A 15,763-nucleotide genomic window follows, 5' to 3' on the forward strand; every position below is an offset into this window, starting at 1 on the left:
CCGGCGCGGGCCCTATCGGAGCAGGGGCAAAAAAGTTTACACTATCGCCATAGCGTCAACGGATTCTTACAATCTTTTTTTTCACCCCACAGCGATGCCAGCTGAGCCAGGAGAAGCGGATGTTAAAGCGTGATATGAACATTGCAGATTATGATGCCGAATTATGGCAGGCAATGGAGCAGGAAGTGGTGCGCCAGGAAGAGCACATTGAACTGATTGCCTCGGAAAACTACACCAGTCCGCGCGTCATGCAGGCTCAAGGCTCCCAGTTGACCAATAAATATGCCGAAGGTTATCCGGGCAAGCGTTATTACGGCGGCTGCGAATTTGTCGATATCGTCGAGCAGCTGGCCATCGATCGCGCCAAGGAGCTGTTCGGCGCCGATTATGCCAACGTGCAGCCGCATTCCGGGTCGCAGGCCAACTTTGCCGTCTATACCGCGCTGTTGCAGCCCGGCGATACGGTGCTGGGCATGAACCTGGCCCACGGCGGTCACCTGACCCATGGTTCGCCGGTTAACTTTTCCGGCAAACTGTATAACATCATTCCTTACGGCATTGATGAGAGCGGCCATATCGATTACGCGGAGCTGGCGCAATTGGCCGAAACGCATAAGCCGAAGATGATTATCGGCGGTTTTTCCGCCTATTCCGGTATTGTCGATTGGGCTAAGATGCGTGAAATCGCCGATAAAGTGGGCGCTTACCTGTTTGTCGACATGGCCCATGTGGCCGGCCTGGTCGCCGCCGATGTCTATCCGAACCCGGTGCCTCACGCGCATGTGGTGACCACCACGACCCATAAAACCCTGGCCGGTCCACGCGGCGGCCTGATCCTGGCCAAGGGCGGCAGCGAAGAACTGTATAAGAAGCTCAATTCCGCCGTTTTCCCGGGCGGGCAGGGCGGGCCGTTGATGCATGTGATCGCCGGCAAGGCGGTGGCGCTGAAAGAAGCGATGGAGCCGGCGTTCCGTATTTACCAGCAGCAGGTGGCCAGGAACGCCAAGGCCATGGTGGCGGTGTTCCTGGAACGCGGCTACAACATTGTTTCCGGCGGTACCGATAACCATCTGTTCCTGCTGGACCTGGTGGACAAAAACCTGACCGGTAAAGAAGCCGATGCCGCGCTCGGAAGGGCGAATATCACCGTGAACAAGAACGCCGTGCCAAACGATCCTAAAAGTCCGTTTGTCACCTCCGGTATCCGTATCGGCACGCCGGCGGTCACCCGGCGCGGTTTCGGCGAGCAGGAGGTGCGCGAGCTGGCCGGCTGGATTTGCGATATTCTGGACAGCATCCATGACGAAGCGGTTATCGAGCGCACTAAAAAGAAAGTGCTGGATATCTGCGCGCGCTATCCGGTTTATGCCTGATAGCCCCCCAGGCCCGCGCTCACGTTGATACGTCTGGTTTGAATATCGTGTTGGCGGGCCTATCGTGCCATGGGGCGCCCGGGCGGGCGTGAAAACCACGCCCGATTCGGCCCCCCATCGGCACGCATTCCCTTTAACGCGTCTGCTTTGCGTTCGGTGTGAATCTGTCTCAGCAGTTGCCGGCCGTGCCCGGGGTTTCCAAAAGCTGGCGGATGCGCTCTTGCTGGCTTTGCGCCAGCGGCAGGCGCACCAGCATCAACGGCGGGGAAAACAGCGGCAGCGGCATGGCGAACGAGGTCACCACCAGAACGGTGTTTTTCGGCGCGCCTTGCGCCTGGAATTCCGCCAGCGCCTGGAATTTAATATTCAGGGGCAGCAGGGTTAACTCGCGAATCTGCAGCTCCAGCAACTTCTCCTGCTCGCCGCCGCTTTTGGTCAGGATCACCACCTGTTTTTCCTGCAAATCATTGTCCTGCATCAGCCAGGCGCCAAAAATGACCGCAATCAATCCCATCTCTTCGCGTGAAAAACGAATGCGATAGGCGGCCTCAAACGGCATAACCGCCGTCTTGGCGGTGCGCAGCAGCCGCGGGTATTTCTCCTCCACCTCCATTTGCAGGCTGTTGTCGATGCCCACGTGAAAATGACAGCGTTCCAGGGCCGCGCTGAGATGTGAAAACAGCTGGCCAGCCAGCATTTCCGGCTCATTGAAACTCATGCCGGCCAGTTGCTCGAAGCGTTTGACCAGTTCCTCCACCTCGTGCAGTAACTGCCGGTCCTCGCCGGAAGGCGAACGGGCGCGGTGCGGGGTTTTCAGCATCCGCGACAGGAGCGTCAGGCACAATAGTTCGGCGGGAGGGACCGGCCAATGGCGGAACATGTCCGTCACGGCGGCATACTCGGCTTTTTGCCGCAGCCACTGCTGCTGATGCTGGTTGAATTCAGGATGATCGGCCAACGGGCACTGACAAAGGATATAGCGCAGATAAATCGCGAGAAAAGCCCGGTCATACGGGGCGGCGGGGCGATCGATAAGCACCGTGAACCGCTCAACCAGTTCGTCTATTTGTAGCGCGCTTGCCTGAAAAGCGGCGGGAGCCTGGGACCAGAGCTGTTCCTGCAACGGCAGGAAATAGCGGGTTACTTTGTCCGCGCACAGGCGTAAGGCCCGGCGCATGCCTTCTATCAGGCATAGGCGCTGGTTCAGGATTGTGCCTTCGATCCGGTAGCTGCCGTCATGATGCGCAATCAGCTGAAGATGGTATATGCGTCGGATCTCGCTCTCTATATGAGCCAGATCGCGCCGTGTCGTGGGCAAATCCTCGCCGTTATAACGGGCCAGGGCGGCCAATGACAATGACGGCACGGGCGCAAAAAGCATCAAAAGCAAATGGCTACGGCGTTGTGGACCTGAAAGCGCTGGCACCTCTGGGGTGTTCAGGCTCATAGATGTGATGCCCTTACGTTAAGGAATACAGCTAATAATAGCGAAACAATTTCCCTAAGTGAGATTACAGCCTATTTTGTTTGCGGGCTTTAAGCCCGGTCACACTTTAGCCTTCCTAATCGTTCCGCCGGTTATGCAAAGTTGACCGAAAATGTCTTGCGGCGCGTTCCGGATTTCCGCTAGCATCTTCCCGGGGAATAACAGGACGGCAAAATGTTATGTGGCAACATGGGTAAAGACAGGGGTAATACGCCATGCCGGCGATTGCCCCTCGGATTGTTTCTGGCCGTCGCCGGTGGTTTTTGCCGGCCGGTATATGCTCATCCACATAGTTTTATCGATATGAAAACAGACATCCTGGCGCAAGACGAGCGGCTTACCGGGCTGAAGATGACCTGGACCATGGATGAGATCACCTCAGCCGATGTATTTTATGACGCCGGCGACGCCAAACCGGATTCGGTGATCTGGAAAAAGCTGGCGGCGCAGATTATGGCCAATGTGCTGGGCCAGCACTATTTCACGGAAGTGTACCGGGACGGCAAGGCGGTGAAATTTGAAAACCTGCCCACGGAATATCATCTGGAGCGCAATGGACTCAAGGCGCGGCTGGTATTTGTGCTGCCGCTGGCGCATCCGCCGGAGCTGAAAGGGGCGCCCATCGTGTTTTCCACCTTTGATCCTACCTATTTTGTCGATATGACCTATGCGGATAAACACGCCGTCAGCCTGCCGCCGGACTTGGCCGCGCGGTGCGCCATCGACCTGATGACCCCCGCCCCCAACGCGGCGCTGCAGCGCTATGCGCTGTCGCTGGATAAAGCGGCGGCGCCGGACGTCGATATGGCGCTGGGCAAACAGTTTGCCCAGCGGGTGACGCTGCAATGTCATTAAGGATGCGAACCGGCCAAGCGCCGGGGCCCGCGGCCAATCCCTGGTTCAGCCTGTGGCCGTTCTGGTTGTTTTTGCTGGCGTTGCTGGGCGCGCTGGGCTGGATATCGTTGCACTGGGCCAACATCATGACGCTAAGCATCGAGTGGCAGCGTCAGTTGCATCAGCAGCTGGCCCAGCTGATGCAGCAGGTGCAGCGTGATCCCGGGCGATACGGCGGCGCCCTGCTGCTGTTCAGCCTAACCTACGGCATACTGCACGCGGTCGGCCCGGGACATGGCAAGGTGGTTATCACCACGTATCTTTCCACCCATCCCGCGCGCTTAAAACTCAGCCTGACGATGACGCTTGCGGCCTCGCTGCTGCAGGGCGCCATGGCGATTGCGCTGGTGACGCTGGTGCTGGTGGCGCTGCGGCTCTCTTCCGGGATTCTGCATCTGAGCGAAGCGTGGCTGGAGCGGGCCGGTTATCTGCTGATGATCCTGGCGGGCGTACTGCTGTGCCGCCGGGCGGCCCTGCGGCTATGGCGGACGCTGAGCCGGCGCTACGCTACCCGCGGGCGGGCCCTGCCGCTGGCGTGTTATCCCCGGCTGACTTATTTGCCTTCCGGGAGCGGCGGGCCGGGCGATCATCACCATCATGGCGGCTGCTGCCACCGCCATCTGCCCGGCGATGAGGAGCTGGTCTCTGCGGAGGGCTGGCGTACCCGGCTGGCGGTGGTGCTGGCCATGGGCGTGCGTCCCTGTTCCGGGGCGGTAATGGTGCTGCTGTTTGCCAAGGTGCTGGGGGTTTATCTGTGGGGTGTGCTGTCGGCGCTGGTGATGGCGGCGGGGACGTCGCTGACGTTGTTGCTGGTATCGCTGCTGGTATTTTTCGGGCGCCGTTATGCCGAACACCTGACTCGCAGGCACGCAGGCGGCGCTGCGCGCGCTGCCGCCTGGGCGGCATTATCCCTCGCCGGCGGCATGGCGCTGATCGTTGCCGGCGCGGTACTCTTCGCCGGCGCGCACTATGCGCCAACGATCGGCATCCGGCCTTTCAGCCAGTGAAGCTGATGGCGCTTAACGCCTTAACGCATCGCTCAGTTCTTCGCGCATCGCGCCCAGCATGGCCTTGACCACGCGCGGGTTGCCCGCCACCAGGTTACCGGAGACCAGATGGTTATGGCCGCCGACAAAATCGGTGACCAGGCCGCCGGCTTCACGCACCAGCAGCTCGCCGCCGGCGTAGTCCCAGGGTTTCAGGCCGATTTCAAAAAAACCGTCTACCCGGCCGGCCGCCACATAGGCCAGATCCAGCGCGGCGGAACCGCTGCGACGGAAATCGGCGCATTGCTTGAACAGCTTGCCGACAAGGTTCATATAGGTGGCGGAGTGCTGTTTTAGCTTAAACGGGAAACCGGTGGCGATGATCGCCCCTTCCAAATCGCGGGAGGTGCTGCCGCGCAGGCGATAGCCGTTCAGCTGGGTGCCCTGGCCGCGAGTGGAGGTGAACAGTTCGTTGCGCATGGGATCGTAGACCACGGCCACTTCGGTGCGGCCTTTAATGCGCACGGCGATGGACACGGCGAAATGCGGGAGGTGCTTGATGAAATTGGTGGTGCCATCCAGTGGGTCGATAATCCATTGTACATCGGGGTCTTCGCCTGCCAGTTCGCCGCATTCTTCACTGATGATGGTGTGCTGGGGATAAGATTTGCGGATAACTTCGATGATTAAACGTTCCGCCTCGCGATCGACGTTGGTCACGAAGTCATTATCGCCTTTCTGGCTGGCTTCGACGGCATCGGGGGTTTCATAATGTTTGGCAATTAAATTACCCGCCTTTCGCGCAGCGCGAATGGCGATGTTGAGCATCGGATGCATGGATATCGTCCACTAAGATGTTAAAGAACTAAAACGGCGCAGATTATAGCAGAGCGCCAGCAATATGCCTACGGCTGTGATAAACTATTGACCATAATTCCTTTGCCTTGAAAGTCTATGCTGCACAATATCCGCGTCGTCCTGGTTGAAACTTCCCACACCGGCAATATCGGTTCCGCCGCCCGGGCCATGAAAACCATGGGATTAAGCAACCTGTATCTGGTCAATCCGCTGACGAAACCCGATTCGCAGGCCATTGCCCTGTCGGCCGGCGCCAGCGACATCATCGGCAACGCCACCCTCGTCGATACCCTGGACGAGGCCCTGGCCGGCTGCAGCCTGGTAGTCGGCACCAGCGCCCGCTCGCGCACCTTGCCCTGGCCGATGCTGGAGCCGCGCGAATGCGGCGTGAAATGCGTGCAGGAAGGCGAGCATGCGCCCGTGGCGCTGCTGTTTGGCCGCGAACGCGTCGGCCTGACCAACGACGAACTGCAAAAATGCCATTTTCATGTGCAGATCCCGGCCAATCCGGAGTACAGTTCCTTAAACCTGGCGATGGCGGTGCAGATCCTGGCCTATGAGGTGCGCATTGCCTTTCTCGAGCGCCAGCAGGCCGGCGTGCCGGAAAACCACGAACCGTCGCCTTACCCGCTGGTGGATGAGCTGGAACGGTTTTACCAGCATCTGGAGCAGGTGCTGGACCAGACCGGTTTTATCCGCAAGGCGCATCCGGGGCAGGTGATGAACAAGCTGCGCCGCCTGTTTGCCCGCGCCCGGCCGGAAAGCCAGGAGCTGCATATATTGCGCGGCATCCTGACCTCCATCGAGCAACAGCATAGGTCTCATGACGGGACACTGTGATATCGGACGGGAATACTTGAGTAAAACGGTTGGTTAAATAGTTGACTAAATTAGTCAGGAATGGCAGACTTTTACGATATTTCACCCACCGGGACCACCATTATGAGACTGACATCCAAAGGCCGTTATGCGGTTACCGCCATGCTCGACGTTGCGCTGCATTCCAACGAGGGGCCAGTTCCCCTCGCTGAAATTTCCGAACGCCAGGGCATTTCCCTCTCTTATCTCGAACAGCTGTTTTCCCGCTTGCGCAAGCATGACCTGGTGGCCAGCGTGCGCGGACCGGGCGGCGGTTATCTGTTGGGCAAGGCGGCGGATCAGATTGCCGTCGGCGCCATTATCACCGCGGTCGATGAATCCGTCGACGCCACCCGTTGCCAGGGAAAAGAAGCCTGTCAAAACGGCGAACGCTGCCTGACCCACACCCTGTGGCGCGATCTCAGCGTGCGCATCAGTGATTTCCTCAATAATATCTCTCTGGCCGAACTGGTCAATAACGAAGAAGTCCTGGACGTGGCCGATCGGCAAAACAACGATATCCGCCGCACCGCTACCGCCAACGGACGTATACAGGAAACCATTAACGTTAATCTGCGCGCATAAGCAGAAATACGACGGCTGCGATATACGCAGTGTTTCAGGGGCATATGAGCAATGAAACTACCGATCTACCTGGATTATTCCGCCACCACGCCAGCCGATCCGCGTGTGGCTGAAAAAATGATGCAGTATCTCACCATGGACGGTACTTTCGGCAATCCCGCTTCCCGCTCGCACCGTTTTGGCTGGCAGGCCGAAGAAGCGGTGGACATTGCGCGCAACCAGATAGCCGAGCTGGTGGGCGCCGACCCGCGCGAAATCGTGTTTACCTCCGGCGCGACAGAATCCGATAACCTGGCGATCAAAGGCGCGGCCACCTTTCACCAAGGGAAAGGCCGCCATATCATCACCAGTCAAACCGAACACAAAGCCGTGCTTGATACCTGCGCCGAGCTTGAGCGCGAGGGTTTCGAGGTCACTTACCTGGCGCCGCAGCGCAACGGTATTATTCTGCTGCAACAGGTGCAGGACGCCATGCGCGCCGACACCATCCTGGTGTCCATCATGCACGTCAACAACGAAATCGGCGTGATACAGGATATCGCCGCGCTCGGCGAGTTGTGCCGCAGCCGCGGCATACTGCTGCATGTGGACGCCACCCAGAGCGTCGGCAAGCTGCCTATCGATCTCAGCCAACTGCACGTTGATCTGATGTCTTTTTCCGGCCATAAAATTTATGGGCCGAAAGGCATCGGCGCGCTGTATGTTTGCCGTAAGCCGCGGGTACGCATTGACGCCCAGATGCATGGCGGCGGCCATGAGCGCGGCATGCGTTCCGGCACGTTGCCGGTGCACCAGATTGTCGGCATGGGCGAGGCCTACCGCATCGCCAAAGAAGAAATGGCTACCGAAACGCCTCGCCTGCGGGCTCTGCGCGACCGCTTGTGGCAGGGGCTGAAGGATATCGAGGAAATCTATCTCAATGGCGACCTGGCGCAGGGCGCGCCAAATATTCTTAACGTCGGTTTTAACTACGTGGATGGCGAATCGCTTATCATGGCGTTAAAGGATCTGGCGGTGTCGTCCGGGTCCGCCTGCACGTCCGCCAGCCTGGAGCCGTCCTACGTGCTACGCGCCCTGGGCGTGGAAGACGAGCTGGCCCACAGCTCCATTCGTTTTTCGCTCGGGCGTTATACCACCGCGGAAGAGATCGACTACGCCATCCAGGTGGTGCATCAGGCCATCGGCCGCCTGCGTGAGCTTTCGCCGCAGTGGGGCATGTACAAACAGGGCGCGCAGCGCAGCGGCGCCGACTGGGTCCGCCGCTAAGCGGCTCCTGTCATCTCCTTGTCATCCCGGCTGGTCATCCTGGCCGGTGATAACGTCCGCCCTTTCAGGTAATATCCTGTCAAATCACGATTAACCGTCACCGCGCGGGATACGCACGGCATGGGATTAAACATAAAAACTCTAGGAGCCTGGTTATGACAACCGAAGCGATGCCGGTGATGCTGGCAACCACCCCCGCCGACGCCCGCTGGGGCGAAAAAGCGCTGCTGAGCGTGAACGATCGCGGCATGACCATCCACCTGACGGGTGAAAACCGTCTGGCGGCGATCCAGCGCGCGGCGCGCAAAATCGACGGGCAGGGCGTCAGGCATGTGCGCCTCGACGGCGAACTCTGGGACCTCGAGGGCTGCTGGTCCTTTTGGCAAGGCTATCGCGGGCCGAAGGGACAGCGCGAGGTATCCTGGCCCGAGCTTGACGCCGCGGCCAGGCTGGAGCTGGATAACCGGCTGAAGATCATCGACTGGGTACGCCACACCATTAATACCCCGGCGGAAGAGCTGGGGCCGGAACAGCTGGCGCAGCGCGCGGTGGATATCATGTGCTCCGTCGCCTGCGACGACATCAGCTATAAGATCACCAAGGCCGAGGATTTGCGCGACAAAAACTATATGGGCTTGCACACCGTCGGCCGTGGTTCCGATCGCCAGCCGGTGCTGCTGTCGCTGGACTATAACCCGGGCGGCAATCCCGACGCGCCGGTGCTGGCCTGCCTGGTGGGGAAAGGCATTACCTTCGATACCGGCGGCTATAGCCTGAAAGGCAGCAGCTTTATGGATTCGATGAAGTCCGATATGGGCGGCGCGGCCACGGTGACCGGCGCGCTGGCGCTGGCCATCGCCCGCGGCCTGAAACAGCGCGTGCGTCTTTATCTGTGCTGCGCCGATAATATGGTCAGCGGCAACGCCTTCAAGTTAGGCGATATCATCCGCTATCGTAACGGTAAGAGCGTCGAGGTGATGAATACCGACGCCGAGGGGCGGCTGGTGCTGGCGGACGGCCTGATCGACGCGTCGGCGAAAAAACCGCGCATTATCATCGACTGCGCCACGCTGACCGGCGCCGCCAAGACCGCGCTGGGCAATGATTTCCACGCCTTATTCAGCTTTGACGATGTCCTGGCCCAATCGTTGCTGGAGAGCGCGGCGGCGGAAAACGAACCGTTCTGGCGCCTGCCGCTGGCGGAGTTCCATCGCGCGCAGCTGCCGTCCAATTTCGCCGACCTGAGCAACGTGGCGGGCGCGGCGCATAGCGCCGGCGCCAGCACCGCCGCGGCGTTCCTGTCGCACTTTGTCGAAAACTACCGTCAGGGCTGGCTGCATATCGACTGTTCCGCGACCTATCGCAAGAGCGCCGTGGACCAGTGGTCGGCCGGCGCCACCGGACTGGGCGTCCGCACCCTGGCCAACCTGTTGCTGGCCCAGGCGGCGGAATAATAGGGCATTTGGCGGCACACCGGCGGCCCTGAGGCCGGTTATGCTGTCGCTTTGGTTTTCCCTGGCCGCCGTGCGGTGACCCTGCCGGCGGCCGGGACGTGATTGCAGGAAATACGTCATGAAAGCATCCCTCGATAATGCGCTGGAACAGGCGCTGGCGCTGGCGGCCAACGAGCCGGCCCATCGTCCGGCCTTTTTCAGCCTGTTGCTGGAATCCACGGTGTATGTCCTCGGCGACGCGGGGGACGGCTGGATTGCCGGCGCCGCCCGCCACGACGGGGAACAGCCGGTCAATTTGCAGCACTGGGAAAAACCGGACGGCACCACCGCCATTCCTTTTTTTACCTCACTTGACGCACTGCAACAGGCCGTGAGCCAGACCCAGCCGTTCCTGGCGCTGCCCGCCCGCACCCTGTTTGCCATGACCGCCGGCGCGGAGCTGTTCCTGAACCCTAAGCTGCCGTACGGCAAAGCCTTCGGGCCGGATGAAATTACCGCCCTTATGATGAATGAAGGCGACGCCTTGACCGAGCGGGAGATCCTGGAGGGCGAAATGCGTATTACGCTAAGCGATCCGGCGGAAAAACCCGCGCAGATGATCGACTCGCTCACCCGGCTATTCGCGGATATCAAGCAGGTGCGCCGGGCGTTTGTCGTCCAGGTGCAGGACTCCCCGCAGGAGAAGCCGCACTGGCTGATTGGGCTGGAGTGCGAGGGCGATGAGGAAGCGACCATCCAGGCGGTGGGGCGGGTTGCCACCGATACCGCGCCGGACGAGGAGCCGGTGGATATCTGCCTGGTCGGACAGGAGGAACCGGGCATCAGCCACTACTTTATCCATCATATTACGCCGTTTTACGAGCGCAAATGGGGCAGTTGGCTGCGCACCGTGCGCGACAGCGGCAAACATTGACATCGCGTCCCCGCGCCCGCGCCGGGGGCGCCGCCTGTGACGGCAAAACACTGCCGGCGCGCTACGCGTTATTCTTCCTGCCCGCCATGCCCGTTTCGGACGTCACGCCAACTCAGTCGGCGACGGGGACATCGTCCCGACCGCCCCATTCGCTCCAGGACCCGTCGTACAGCGCCACATCCTCCACCCCCAGGGCCGTCAGCGCCAGCACCACCACCGCGGCGGTAACACCGGACCCGCAGCTGGCCACCAGCGGCCGGCGCAAATCCACCCCCGCATCGGCGAACAGCGCCCGCAGCGCGTCAGCGGATTTTAACCGCCCGTCCGCCACCAGCGTGTTCCAGGGCACATTGACGCTGCCGGGGATATGGCCCATGCGCAGGCCGGGACGCGGTTCAGGCGCCTGTCCGCTGAAGCGGGCGGCGGGGCGGGCATCGACAATCTGCGCCGACCGTCCGGCGATGAGGCGCCGCATCTGGGCTATATCCCGGACTTTGTCCGCGGCAAACCGGCCCGTAAAGACGCCCGGCGCCGCGGGCACCGGACCCTGCGCCAGCGGCAGGCCGGCCTGCCGCCACCCCGCCAGTCCGCCCGCCAGCAACGACACCTGTCCGACGCCGGCAATACGCAGCATCCACCATACCCTGGGCGCGGAAAACAGCGAGCCGTCGTCGTAAATCACCAGGTGCTGGTCATCGCTGATGCCCAACTGCGCCATGTCGCGGGCAAAATCCTCCGGGCGCGGCAGCATATGGGGCAGGGGGCTGGCGTTGTCCGAGAGGGCTTCCACATCAAAAAAAACCGCCCCCGGCAAATGTCCGTCGAGATACTCCTGATAAAGGTCGCGCGGCCCCTGGTAGCCTGGCGGCAGCATACGGGCATCGATAACCCTTACCTCGGGATCGTCCAGGCGCTCGGCCAGCCAGTCTGGGGCAACAAACAGGGATGAATTCATGCGGGCTCTCCGGTAACGGCCCGGCGGGCGCAGAGGCGCCCGCCGCGCAGCGGTAAGATAACCGGCATTGTCAGCGATTTTTCCGCGCCGGACAAGAGGAAGACGGCGCTGGCCGCCGCCGTTATCCGCATGCCGGCGCCGAAACCGGCTTTGCACGGCCTAAACGCGGAAAATGACGGATAGGACGCGTTTTCGTCCCGATGATAATGTTAACGTCCTGCGCATAAATTGCGTCGGCCTCAAGCACTTAGCCCACGTCGGCGTCCCGGCGGGACAATCTCGCCGGTTGGATGAAAATTACGCTAGAATTTATTTTTTATTTATGGAAAATAGAATAGCCCCTTGAAAAGTAGGGAATAAGCTGCATTTTTTTTAATGGAATGTTGCATTTCTGGTAGGCAAGCGGCTGTCCGATCCCTATAATCTGCGCCACTTAAACAGGCCGGCATAACAACTGATTAACCCGGTCTTCCATTGCTGTGTAACATAGAGGTCATAATGTCGATAGAACGTACTTTATCCATCTTAAAACCCAATGCGGTGGCAAAGAATGCCATTGGCGCGATTTTTAACCGTTATGAAAGCGCCGGTTTTACTCTGGTTGCAGCAAAAATGTTGCACCTTACCCGCGAACAGGCTGAAGGTTTTTACGCCGAGCACCAGGGCAAACCCTTCTTTGATGGACTGGTGGGTTTTATGATCTCCGGACCGGTTATGGTCCAGGTACTGGAAAGTGAAAACGCCGTGCACCGTCACCGCGACATCATGGGCGCCACCAACCCGGCCAACGCCCTGGCCGGCACCCTGCGCGCCGACTACGCAGACAGCTTTACCGAAAACGCGGTGCATGGTTCCGACTCGGCGGAATCCGCCGCGCGGGAAATTGCTTATTTCTTCAGTGATGACGAAATCTGCCCGCGCACACGCTAAGCGTCGCGCATTATCGATAAAAAAGCCGGGCTTATGCTTTTAAGCCGCGCGGCTCTGCGCTAAAATCTATTTCCAATGCGCCCCGGATCAGGAGTTGACGAGGAGTTAGTCCGCACTCTCTCCGGGGCTTTTTTTATCTTTTCCACGCCATAACGTGTAATAACGAGGCATTTCTACATTATGTCAGAACAACTTATCACCGCGGCAGTCTCGGACGCCTTGTCCGACGCGCCCGCATCGGCGCCACCGGCTGGCGCGTCCGCCCATCAAAAACTGAACCTGCTGGACATGAACCGCCAGCAGATGCGGGAATTCTTCGCCGGCCTGGGTGAAAAACCCTTTCGCGCCGATCAGGTGATGAAGTGGATGTATCACTATTGCTGCGATGATTTCGACCAGATGACCGACATCAACAAACATCTGCGCGCCAGGTTAAAAGAGCTGACCGAAATCCGCGCGCCCGAAGTGGCGACCGAGCAGCGCTCCACCGACGGCACCATCAAATGGGCCATCAAGGTCGGCGACCAGCAGGTGGAAACGGTCTATATCCCGGAAGACGATCGCGCCACCCTGTGCGTGTCGTCGCAGGTGGGCTGCGCGCTGCAATGCACTTTCTGCTCCACGGGCCAGCAGGGGTTCAACCGCAACCTGCGCGTATCGGAAATTATCGGCCAGGTATGGCGCGCCGCCAGGATTATCGGCGCCGTCGGCGTCACCGGCCAGCGTCCGATCACCAACGTGGTGATGATGGGCATGGGCGAACCGCTGCTGAACCTCAACAATGTGGTGCCGGCAATGGAAATCATGATGGACGATTTTGGCTTCGGCCTGTCCAAGCGCCGGGTGACGCTGTCGACCTCGGGCGTGGTGCCGGCGTTGGATAAGCTCGGTGAAATGATTGACGTGGCGCTGGCTATTTCCCTGCACGCGCCCACCGATGCCATCCGTGATGAAATCGTGCCGATTAATAAAAAGTACAATATCGAAACGTTCCTCGGCTCGGTGCGGCGTTACCTGGATAAATCCAATGCCAACCAGGGACGGGTCACGGTGGAATACGTCATGCTGGATCATATCAACGACGGCACTGAACATGCCCACCAACTGGCGGAATGCCTGAAAGACACGCCGTGCAAGATCAACCTGATCCCCTGGAATCCCTTCCCCGGGGCGCCCTACGGCCGTAGTTCCAACAGCCGCATCGATCGGTTTTCAAAAGTATTAATGGAATATGGTTTTACCACGATCGTGCGTAAGACCCGGGGCGACGATATCGACGCCGCCTGCGGCCAGCTGGCCGGCGACGTCATCGATCGCACCAAAAGAACGCTGCGCAAGCGTATGGCGGGCCAGCCGATCGACGTCAAGGCGGTTTGACGCCGGGAAACGGCATCGGGATTGAGTCCGCGCGCCTTGATTAACGGCATGGACGCTCACAGAACAGGATAAAGGGAACAAGCATGACGCTGACGCGGTTAAGTGGGATAGCAGCAGTAGTGGTTATTGCCTTATTGAATGGATGCGCCGGCGAAAAACCGCCGACCGATGTTTCCGCCCAGTCCGCGCAAACGCGTTTGCAGCTGGGCATGGAGTACCTGGCCGCCAATAACCTTGACGCGGCGCGGCAAAATCTCGCCAAGGCGGTCAAAGCGGCGCCGGACGATTACCGTACGCAGCTGGGCATGGCGCTTTATGAGCAGCGGGTCGGTGAAAACGACGCCGCTGACAGCCGTTACCGGCTGGCGCTGAAACTGGCGCCGCAAAACGCCACTGTTCTGAATAATTACGGTGCGTTTTTATGTAGTTTAGGGCAGTATGTACCGGCGCAACAACAGTTTGCCGCCGCGGCGCAAGCGGCGGATTATGGTCTGGTTGCCGACAGCCTGGAAAACGCCGGTTATTGCTTTTATAAGGCCGGCCAAAAAGAAGAGGCGCGGACGTTGCTCAGCCGCGCGCTAAAATACGATCCGGAGAAAGGCGTGCCTTTGCTGGCGGAAGCAGACCGGCAATTCAGTGAAGGGAAAGGCGACAAAGCACAACTATTATTGGATGTTTATCAGCATATTCTTCCGGCAAGCGCTGAAAGTTTATGGTTACAGATTCGTTTCGCTGCGTTAGCGGGACGCCAGAATGACGTACAACGTTATGGCGCACGGCTTGCGCGAAGTTTTCCACAATCTAAACAGTACCAGCAGTTCCTAGCTAATGAATACTGAAGCCCTCCAAGATCAAGCAGTACCGACGACGACAGGCGGACGCCTGCGTCAGGCCCGTGAACAAATGGGTTTGAGCCAGCAGGCCGTGGCGGAACGCCTGTGCCTGAAGGTCACTACCGTCAGGGAAATAGAAGAGGATAAAGCCAACCCCAACCTGGCCTCGACCTTTTTACGCGGCTACATCCGCTCCTATGCCCGATTGGTCCATGTCTCTGAGGAAGAACTCCTGCCGATGATGGCGAAACAGGCGCCGATCCGGGCCTCGAAGGTTGCTCCGATGCAGAGTTTTTCCCTCGGGAAAACCCGCAAAAAACGGGACGGTTGGCTGATGGGGTTCACCTGGCTGATTTTATTCGTGGTCATCGGCCTGACCGGCGCGTGGTGGTGGCAAAATCACCAGGCGCAGCAGCAGGATATTACCGATATGGCCGATCAGTCCTCCAACCGGCTTGCGACGGGGGCGGATAGCGATAATACCGCCGCCGCCCAGAACGGCGGCGACAATACGTCCACCGACGAGGTGGGGCAACCCCCCGCCGACCAGCCTGCGGAGAGCGAAGCGCATTCGGTGCCGCTAGCCCAGTCGCCCGCCGCGGCGCAGCCAGCAACGCCCCAGCCCGCCACGCCCCAGGGCGCGGCCGTGCCGGCCCCCAACAGCGCGGCAAGCTCCGCCCCCACGCCCGCCCCGGCTGAATCACAGCCCGCGCCGGCGCCGTCCGACACCACCGCCGGCGGCGGACTGGTGATGAATTTTACCGCGGATTGCTGGCTCGAAGTCTCGGATGCCAGCGGCAAGAAGCTGTTCAGCGGCACCCAGCGCAGCGGCGGCAAGCTTAACCTGGCGGGTCAGGCCCCCTATAAATTGAAAATCGGCGCGCCGGCCGCGGTACAGATTGAGTTCCAGGGCAAGCCGGTTGATCTTAGCCGTTATGTCAGGTCAAACCAGGTTGCCCGATTTACAATAGCGGCTAACTAAGCTTCTGTTCGGC

General features: G+C 59.9%; 15 protein-coding genes. 12 read left to right on the forward strand and 3 right to left on the reverse strand.

The annotated features are described in order from the left end of the window. Positions 1-119: 119 nt before the first annotated feature. Positions 120-1,373 (forward strand): serine hydroxymethyltransferase, encoded by a 1,254-nt coding sequence (gene glyA, locus ACL2XG_RS22755; protein WP_410013994.1) that lies wholly within the window; start codon positions 120-122, stop codon positions 1,371-1,373. A 169-nt stretch (positions 1,374-1,542) separates the two neighbouring features. Here the strand turns inward: glyA and csiE are convergent, their stop codons facing one another. Further along, entirely contained in the window at positions 1,543-2,820 is a 1,278-nt protein-coding gene (gene csiE / locus ACL2XG_RS22760) for a stationary phase inducible protein CsiE (RefSeq protein WP_410013995.1), read from the reverse strand. A gap of 228 nt (positions 2,821-3,048) precedes the next feature. On the opposite strand from csiE, the gene ACL2XG_RS22765 reads away from it, so the two are divergent. After that, on the forward strand, positions 3,049-3,714 hold the full coding sequence (locus ACL2XG_RS22765; RefSeq protein ID WP_413723481.1) for a DUF1007 family protein: 666 nt from the start codon (positions 3,049-3,051) through the stop codon (positions 3,712-3,714). A 2-nt stretch (positions 3,715-3,716) separates the two neighbouring features. Further along, positions 3,717-4,760 carry a nickel/cobalt transporter gene (locus ACL2XG_RS22770; RefSeq protein ID WP_413721181.1) on the forward strand — a complete coding sequence of 348 codons (1,044 nt, stop codon included), beginning with the start codon at positions 3,717-3,719 and terminating at the stop codon, positions 4,758-4,760. A 12-nt stretch (positions 4,761-4,772) separates the two neighbouring features. Here the strand turns inward: ACL2XG_RS22770 and suhB are convergent, their stop codons facing one another. Next, a complete protein-coding gene (gene suhB / locus ACL2XG_RS22775; RefSeq protein ID WP_331122451.1) occupies positions 4,773-5,576 on the reverse strand; it encodes an inositol-1-monophosphatase in 804 nt (267 codons plus the stop codon). A gap of 117 nt (positions 5,577-5,693) precedes the next feature. Here suhB and trmJ point away from each other — a divergent pair, with 117 nt between their 5' ends. The 5 genes from trmJ (at position 5,694) to sseB (ending at position 10,673) form a co-directional block, all read left to right on the forward strand. Further along, complete coding sequence (gene trmJ, locus ACL2XG_RS22780) at positions 5,694-6,437, forward strand: tRNA (cytosine(32)/uridine(32)-2'-O)-methyltransferase TrmJ (RefSeq protein WP_410013999.1); 744 nt, start codon at positions 5,694-5,696, stop codon at positions 6,435-6,437. A gap of 102 nt (positions 6,438-6,539) precedes the next feature. After that, a complete protein-coding gene (iscR, locus tag ACL2XG_RS22785) occupies positions 6,540-7,040 on the forward strand; it encodes a Fe-S cluster assembly transcriptional regulator IscR (protein WP_413721180.1) in 501 nt (166 codons plus the stop codon). Between the two features lie 51 nt (positions 7,041-7,091). Further along, positions 7,092-8,306, forward strand: a complete 1,215-nt coding sequence (locus tag ACL2XG_RS22790; protein ID WP_413721179.1) for an IscS subfamily cysteine desulfurase — start codon at positions 7,092-7,094, stop codon at positions 8,304-8,306. 155 nt (positions 8,307-8,461) lie between these two features. Next, positions 8,462-9,760 (forward strand): aminopeptidase PepB, encoded by a 1,299-nt coding sequence (pepB, locus tag ACL2XG_RS22795; protein WP_413721178.1) that lies wholly within the window; start codon positions 8,462-8,464, stop codon positions 9,758-9,760. Positions 9,761-9,878: 118 nt separating this feature from the next. Next, the gene (gene sseB / locus ACL2XG_RS22800; protein WP_413721177.1) at positions 9,879-10,673 is read left to right on the forward strand and encodes an enhanced serine sensitivity protein SseB; all 795 of its coding nucleotides are present in this window, start codon (positions 9,879-9,881) and stop codon (positions 10,671-10,673) included. Positions 10,674-10,785: 112 nt separating this feature from the next. Here sseB and sseA read toward each other — a convergent pair whose 3' ends face one another. After that, positions 10,786-11,628, reverse strand: coding sequence for a 3-mercaptopyruvate sulfurtransferase (gene sseA, locus ACL2XG_RS22805; protein WP_413721176.1), 843 nt, complete (start codon positions 11,626-11,628; stop codon positions 10,786-10,788). Positions 11,629-12,126: 498 nt separating this feature from the next. Between sseA and ndk the strand changes: the two genes are divergently transcribed. The 4 genes from ndk to rodZ all read left to right on the forward strand — a co-directional run bounded on the left by ndk (position 12,127) and on the right by rodZ (position 15,750). Continuing rightward, entirely contained in the window at positions 12,127-12,558 is a 432-nt protein-coding gene (gene ndk, locus ACL2XG_RS22810) for a nucleoside-diphosphate kinase (protein ID WP_331122459.1), read from the forward strand. 180 nt (positions 12,559-12,738) lie between these two features. Beyond that, positions 12,739-13,935, forward strand: a complete 1,197-nt coding sequence (locus ACL2XG_RS22815) for a bifunctional tRNA (adenosine(37)-C2)-methyltransferase TrmG/ribosomal RNA large subunit methyltransferase RlmN (protein ID WP_410014005.1) — start codon at positions 12,739-12,741, stop codon at positions 13,933-13,935. An 83-nt stretch (positions 13,936-14,018) separates the two neighbouring features. Further along, positions 14,019-14,774 carry a type IV pilus biogenesis/stability protein PilW gene (pilW, locus tag ACL2XG_RS22820; RefSeq protein WP_410014006.1) on the forward strand — a complete coding sequence of 252 codons (756 nt, stop codon included), beginning with the start codon at positions 14,019-14,021 and terminating at the stop codon, positions 14,772-14,774. Further along, entirely contained in the window at positions 14,764-15,750 is a 987-nt protein-coding gene (rodZ, locus tag ACL2XG_RS22825; protein ID WP_413721175.1) for a cytoskeleton protein RodZ, read from the forward strand. The genes pilW and rodZ overlap by 11 nt, the downstream gene beginning before the upstream one ends. Positions 15,751-15,763: the final 13 nt, after the last annotated feature.

Source organism: Sodalis sp. RH24, from assembly GCF_047324145.1.
Classification (GTDB): Bacteria; Pseudomonadota; Gammaproteobacteria; order Enterobacterales; family Enterobacteriaceae; genus Acerihabitans.

Excerpts from the sequence above, each read along its gene's own strand:
- pepB (WP_413721178.1), top strand. The coding sequence starts at position 8,462 with ATGACAACCGAAGCGATGCCGGTGATGCTGGCAACCACCCCCGCCGAC.
- ACL2XG_RS22815 (WP_410014005.1), top strand. The coding sequence starts at position 12,739 with ATGTCAGAACAACTTATCACCGCGGCAGTCTCGGACGCCTTGTCCGAC.
- iscR (WP_413721180.1), top strand. The coding sequence starts at position 6,540 with ATGAGACTGACATCCAAAGGCCGTTATGCGGTTACCGCCATGCTCGAC.
- ndk (WP_331122459.1), top strand. The coding sequence starts at position 12,127 with ATGTCGATAGAACGTACTTTATCCATCTTAAAACCCAATGCGGTGGCA.
- glyA (WP_410013994.1), top strand. The coding sequence starts at position 120 with ATGTTAAAGCGTGATATGAACATTGCAGATTATGATGCCGAATTATGG.
- ACL2XG_RS22790 (WP_413721179.1), top strand. The coding sequence starts at position 7,092 with ATGAAACTACCGATCTACCTGGATTATTCCGCCACCACGCCAGCCGAT.
- ACL2XG_RS22765 (WP_413723481.1), top strand. The coding sequence starts at position 3,049 with ATGGGTAAAGACAGGGGTAATACGCCATGCCGGCGATTGCCCCTCGGA.
- sseA (WP_413721176.1), bottom strand. The coding sequence starts at position 11,628 with ATGAATTCATCCCTGTTTGTTGCCCCAGACTGGCTGGCCGAGCGCCTG.
- sseB (WP_413721177.1), top strand. The coding sequence starts at position 9,879 with ATGAAAGCATCCCTCGATAATGCGCTGGAACAGGCGCTGGCGCTGGCG.
- ACL2XG_RS22770 (WP_413721181.1), top strand. The coding sequence starts at position 3,717 with ATGCGAACCGGCCAAGCGCCGGGGCCCGCGGCCAATCCCTGGTTCAGC.
- pilW (WP_410014006.1), top strand. The coding sequence starts at position 14,019 with ATGACGCTGACGCGGTTAAGTGGGATAGCAGCAGTAGTGGTTATTGCC.
- trmJ (WP_410013999.1), top strand. The coding sequence starts at position 5,694 with ATGCTGCACAATATCCGCGTCGTCCTGGTTGAAACTTCCCACACCGGC.
- suhB (WP_331122451.1), bottom strand. The coding sequence starts at position 5,576 with ATGCATCCGATGCTCAACATCGCCATTCGCGCTGCGCGAAAGGCGGGT.
- rodZ (WP_413721175.1), top strand. The coding sequence starts at position 14,764 with ATGAATACTGAAGCCCTCCAAGATCAAGCAGTACCGACGACGACAGGC.
- csiE (WP_410013995.1), bottom strand. The coding sequence starts at position 2,820 with ATGAGCCTGAACACCCCAGAGGTGCCAGCGCTTTCAGGTCCACAACGC.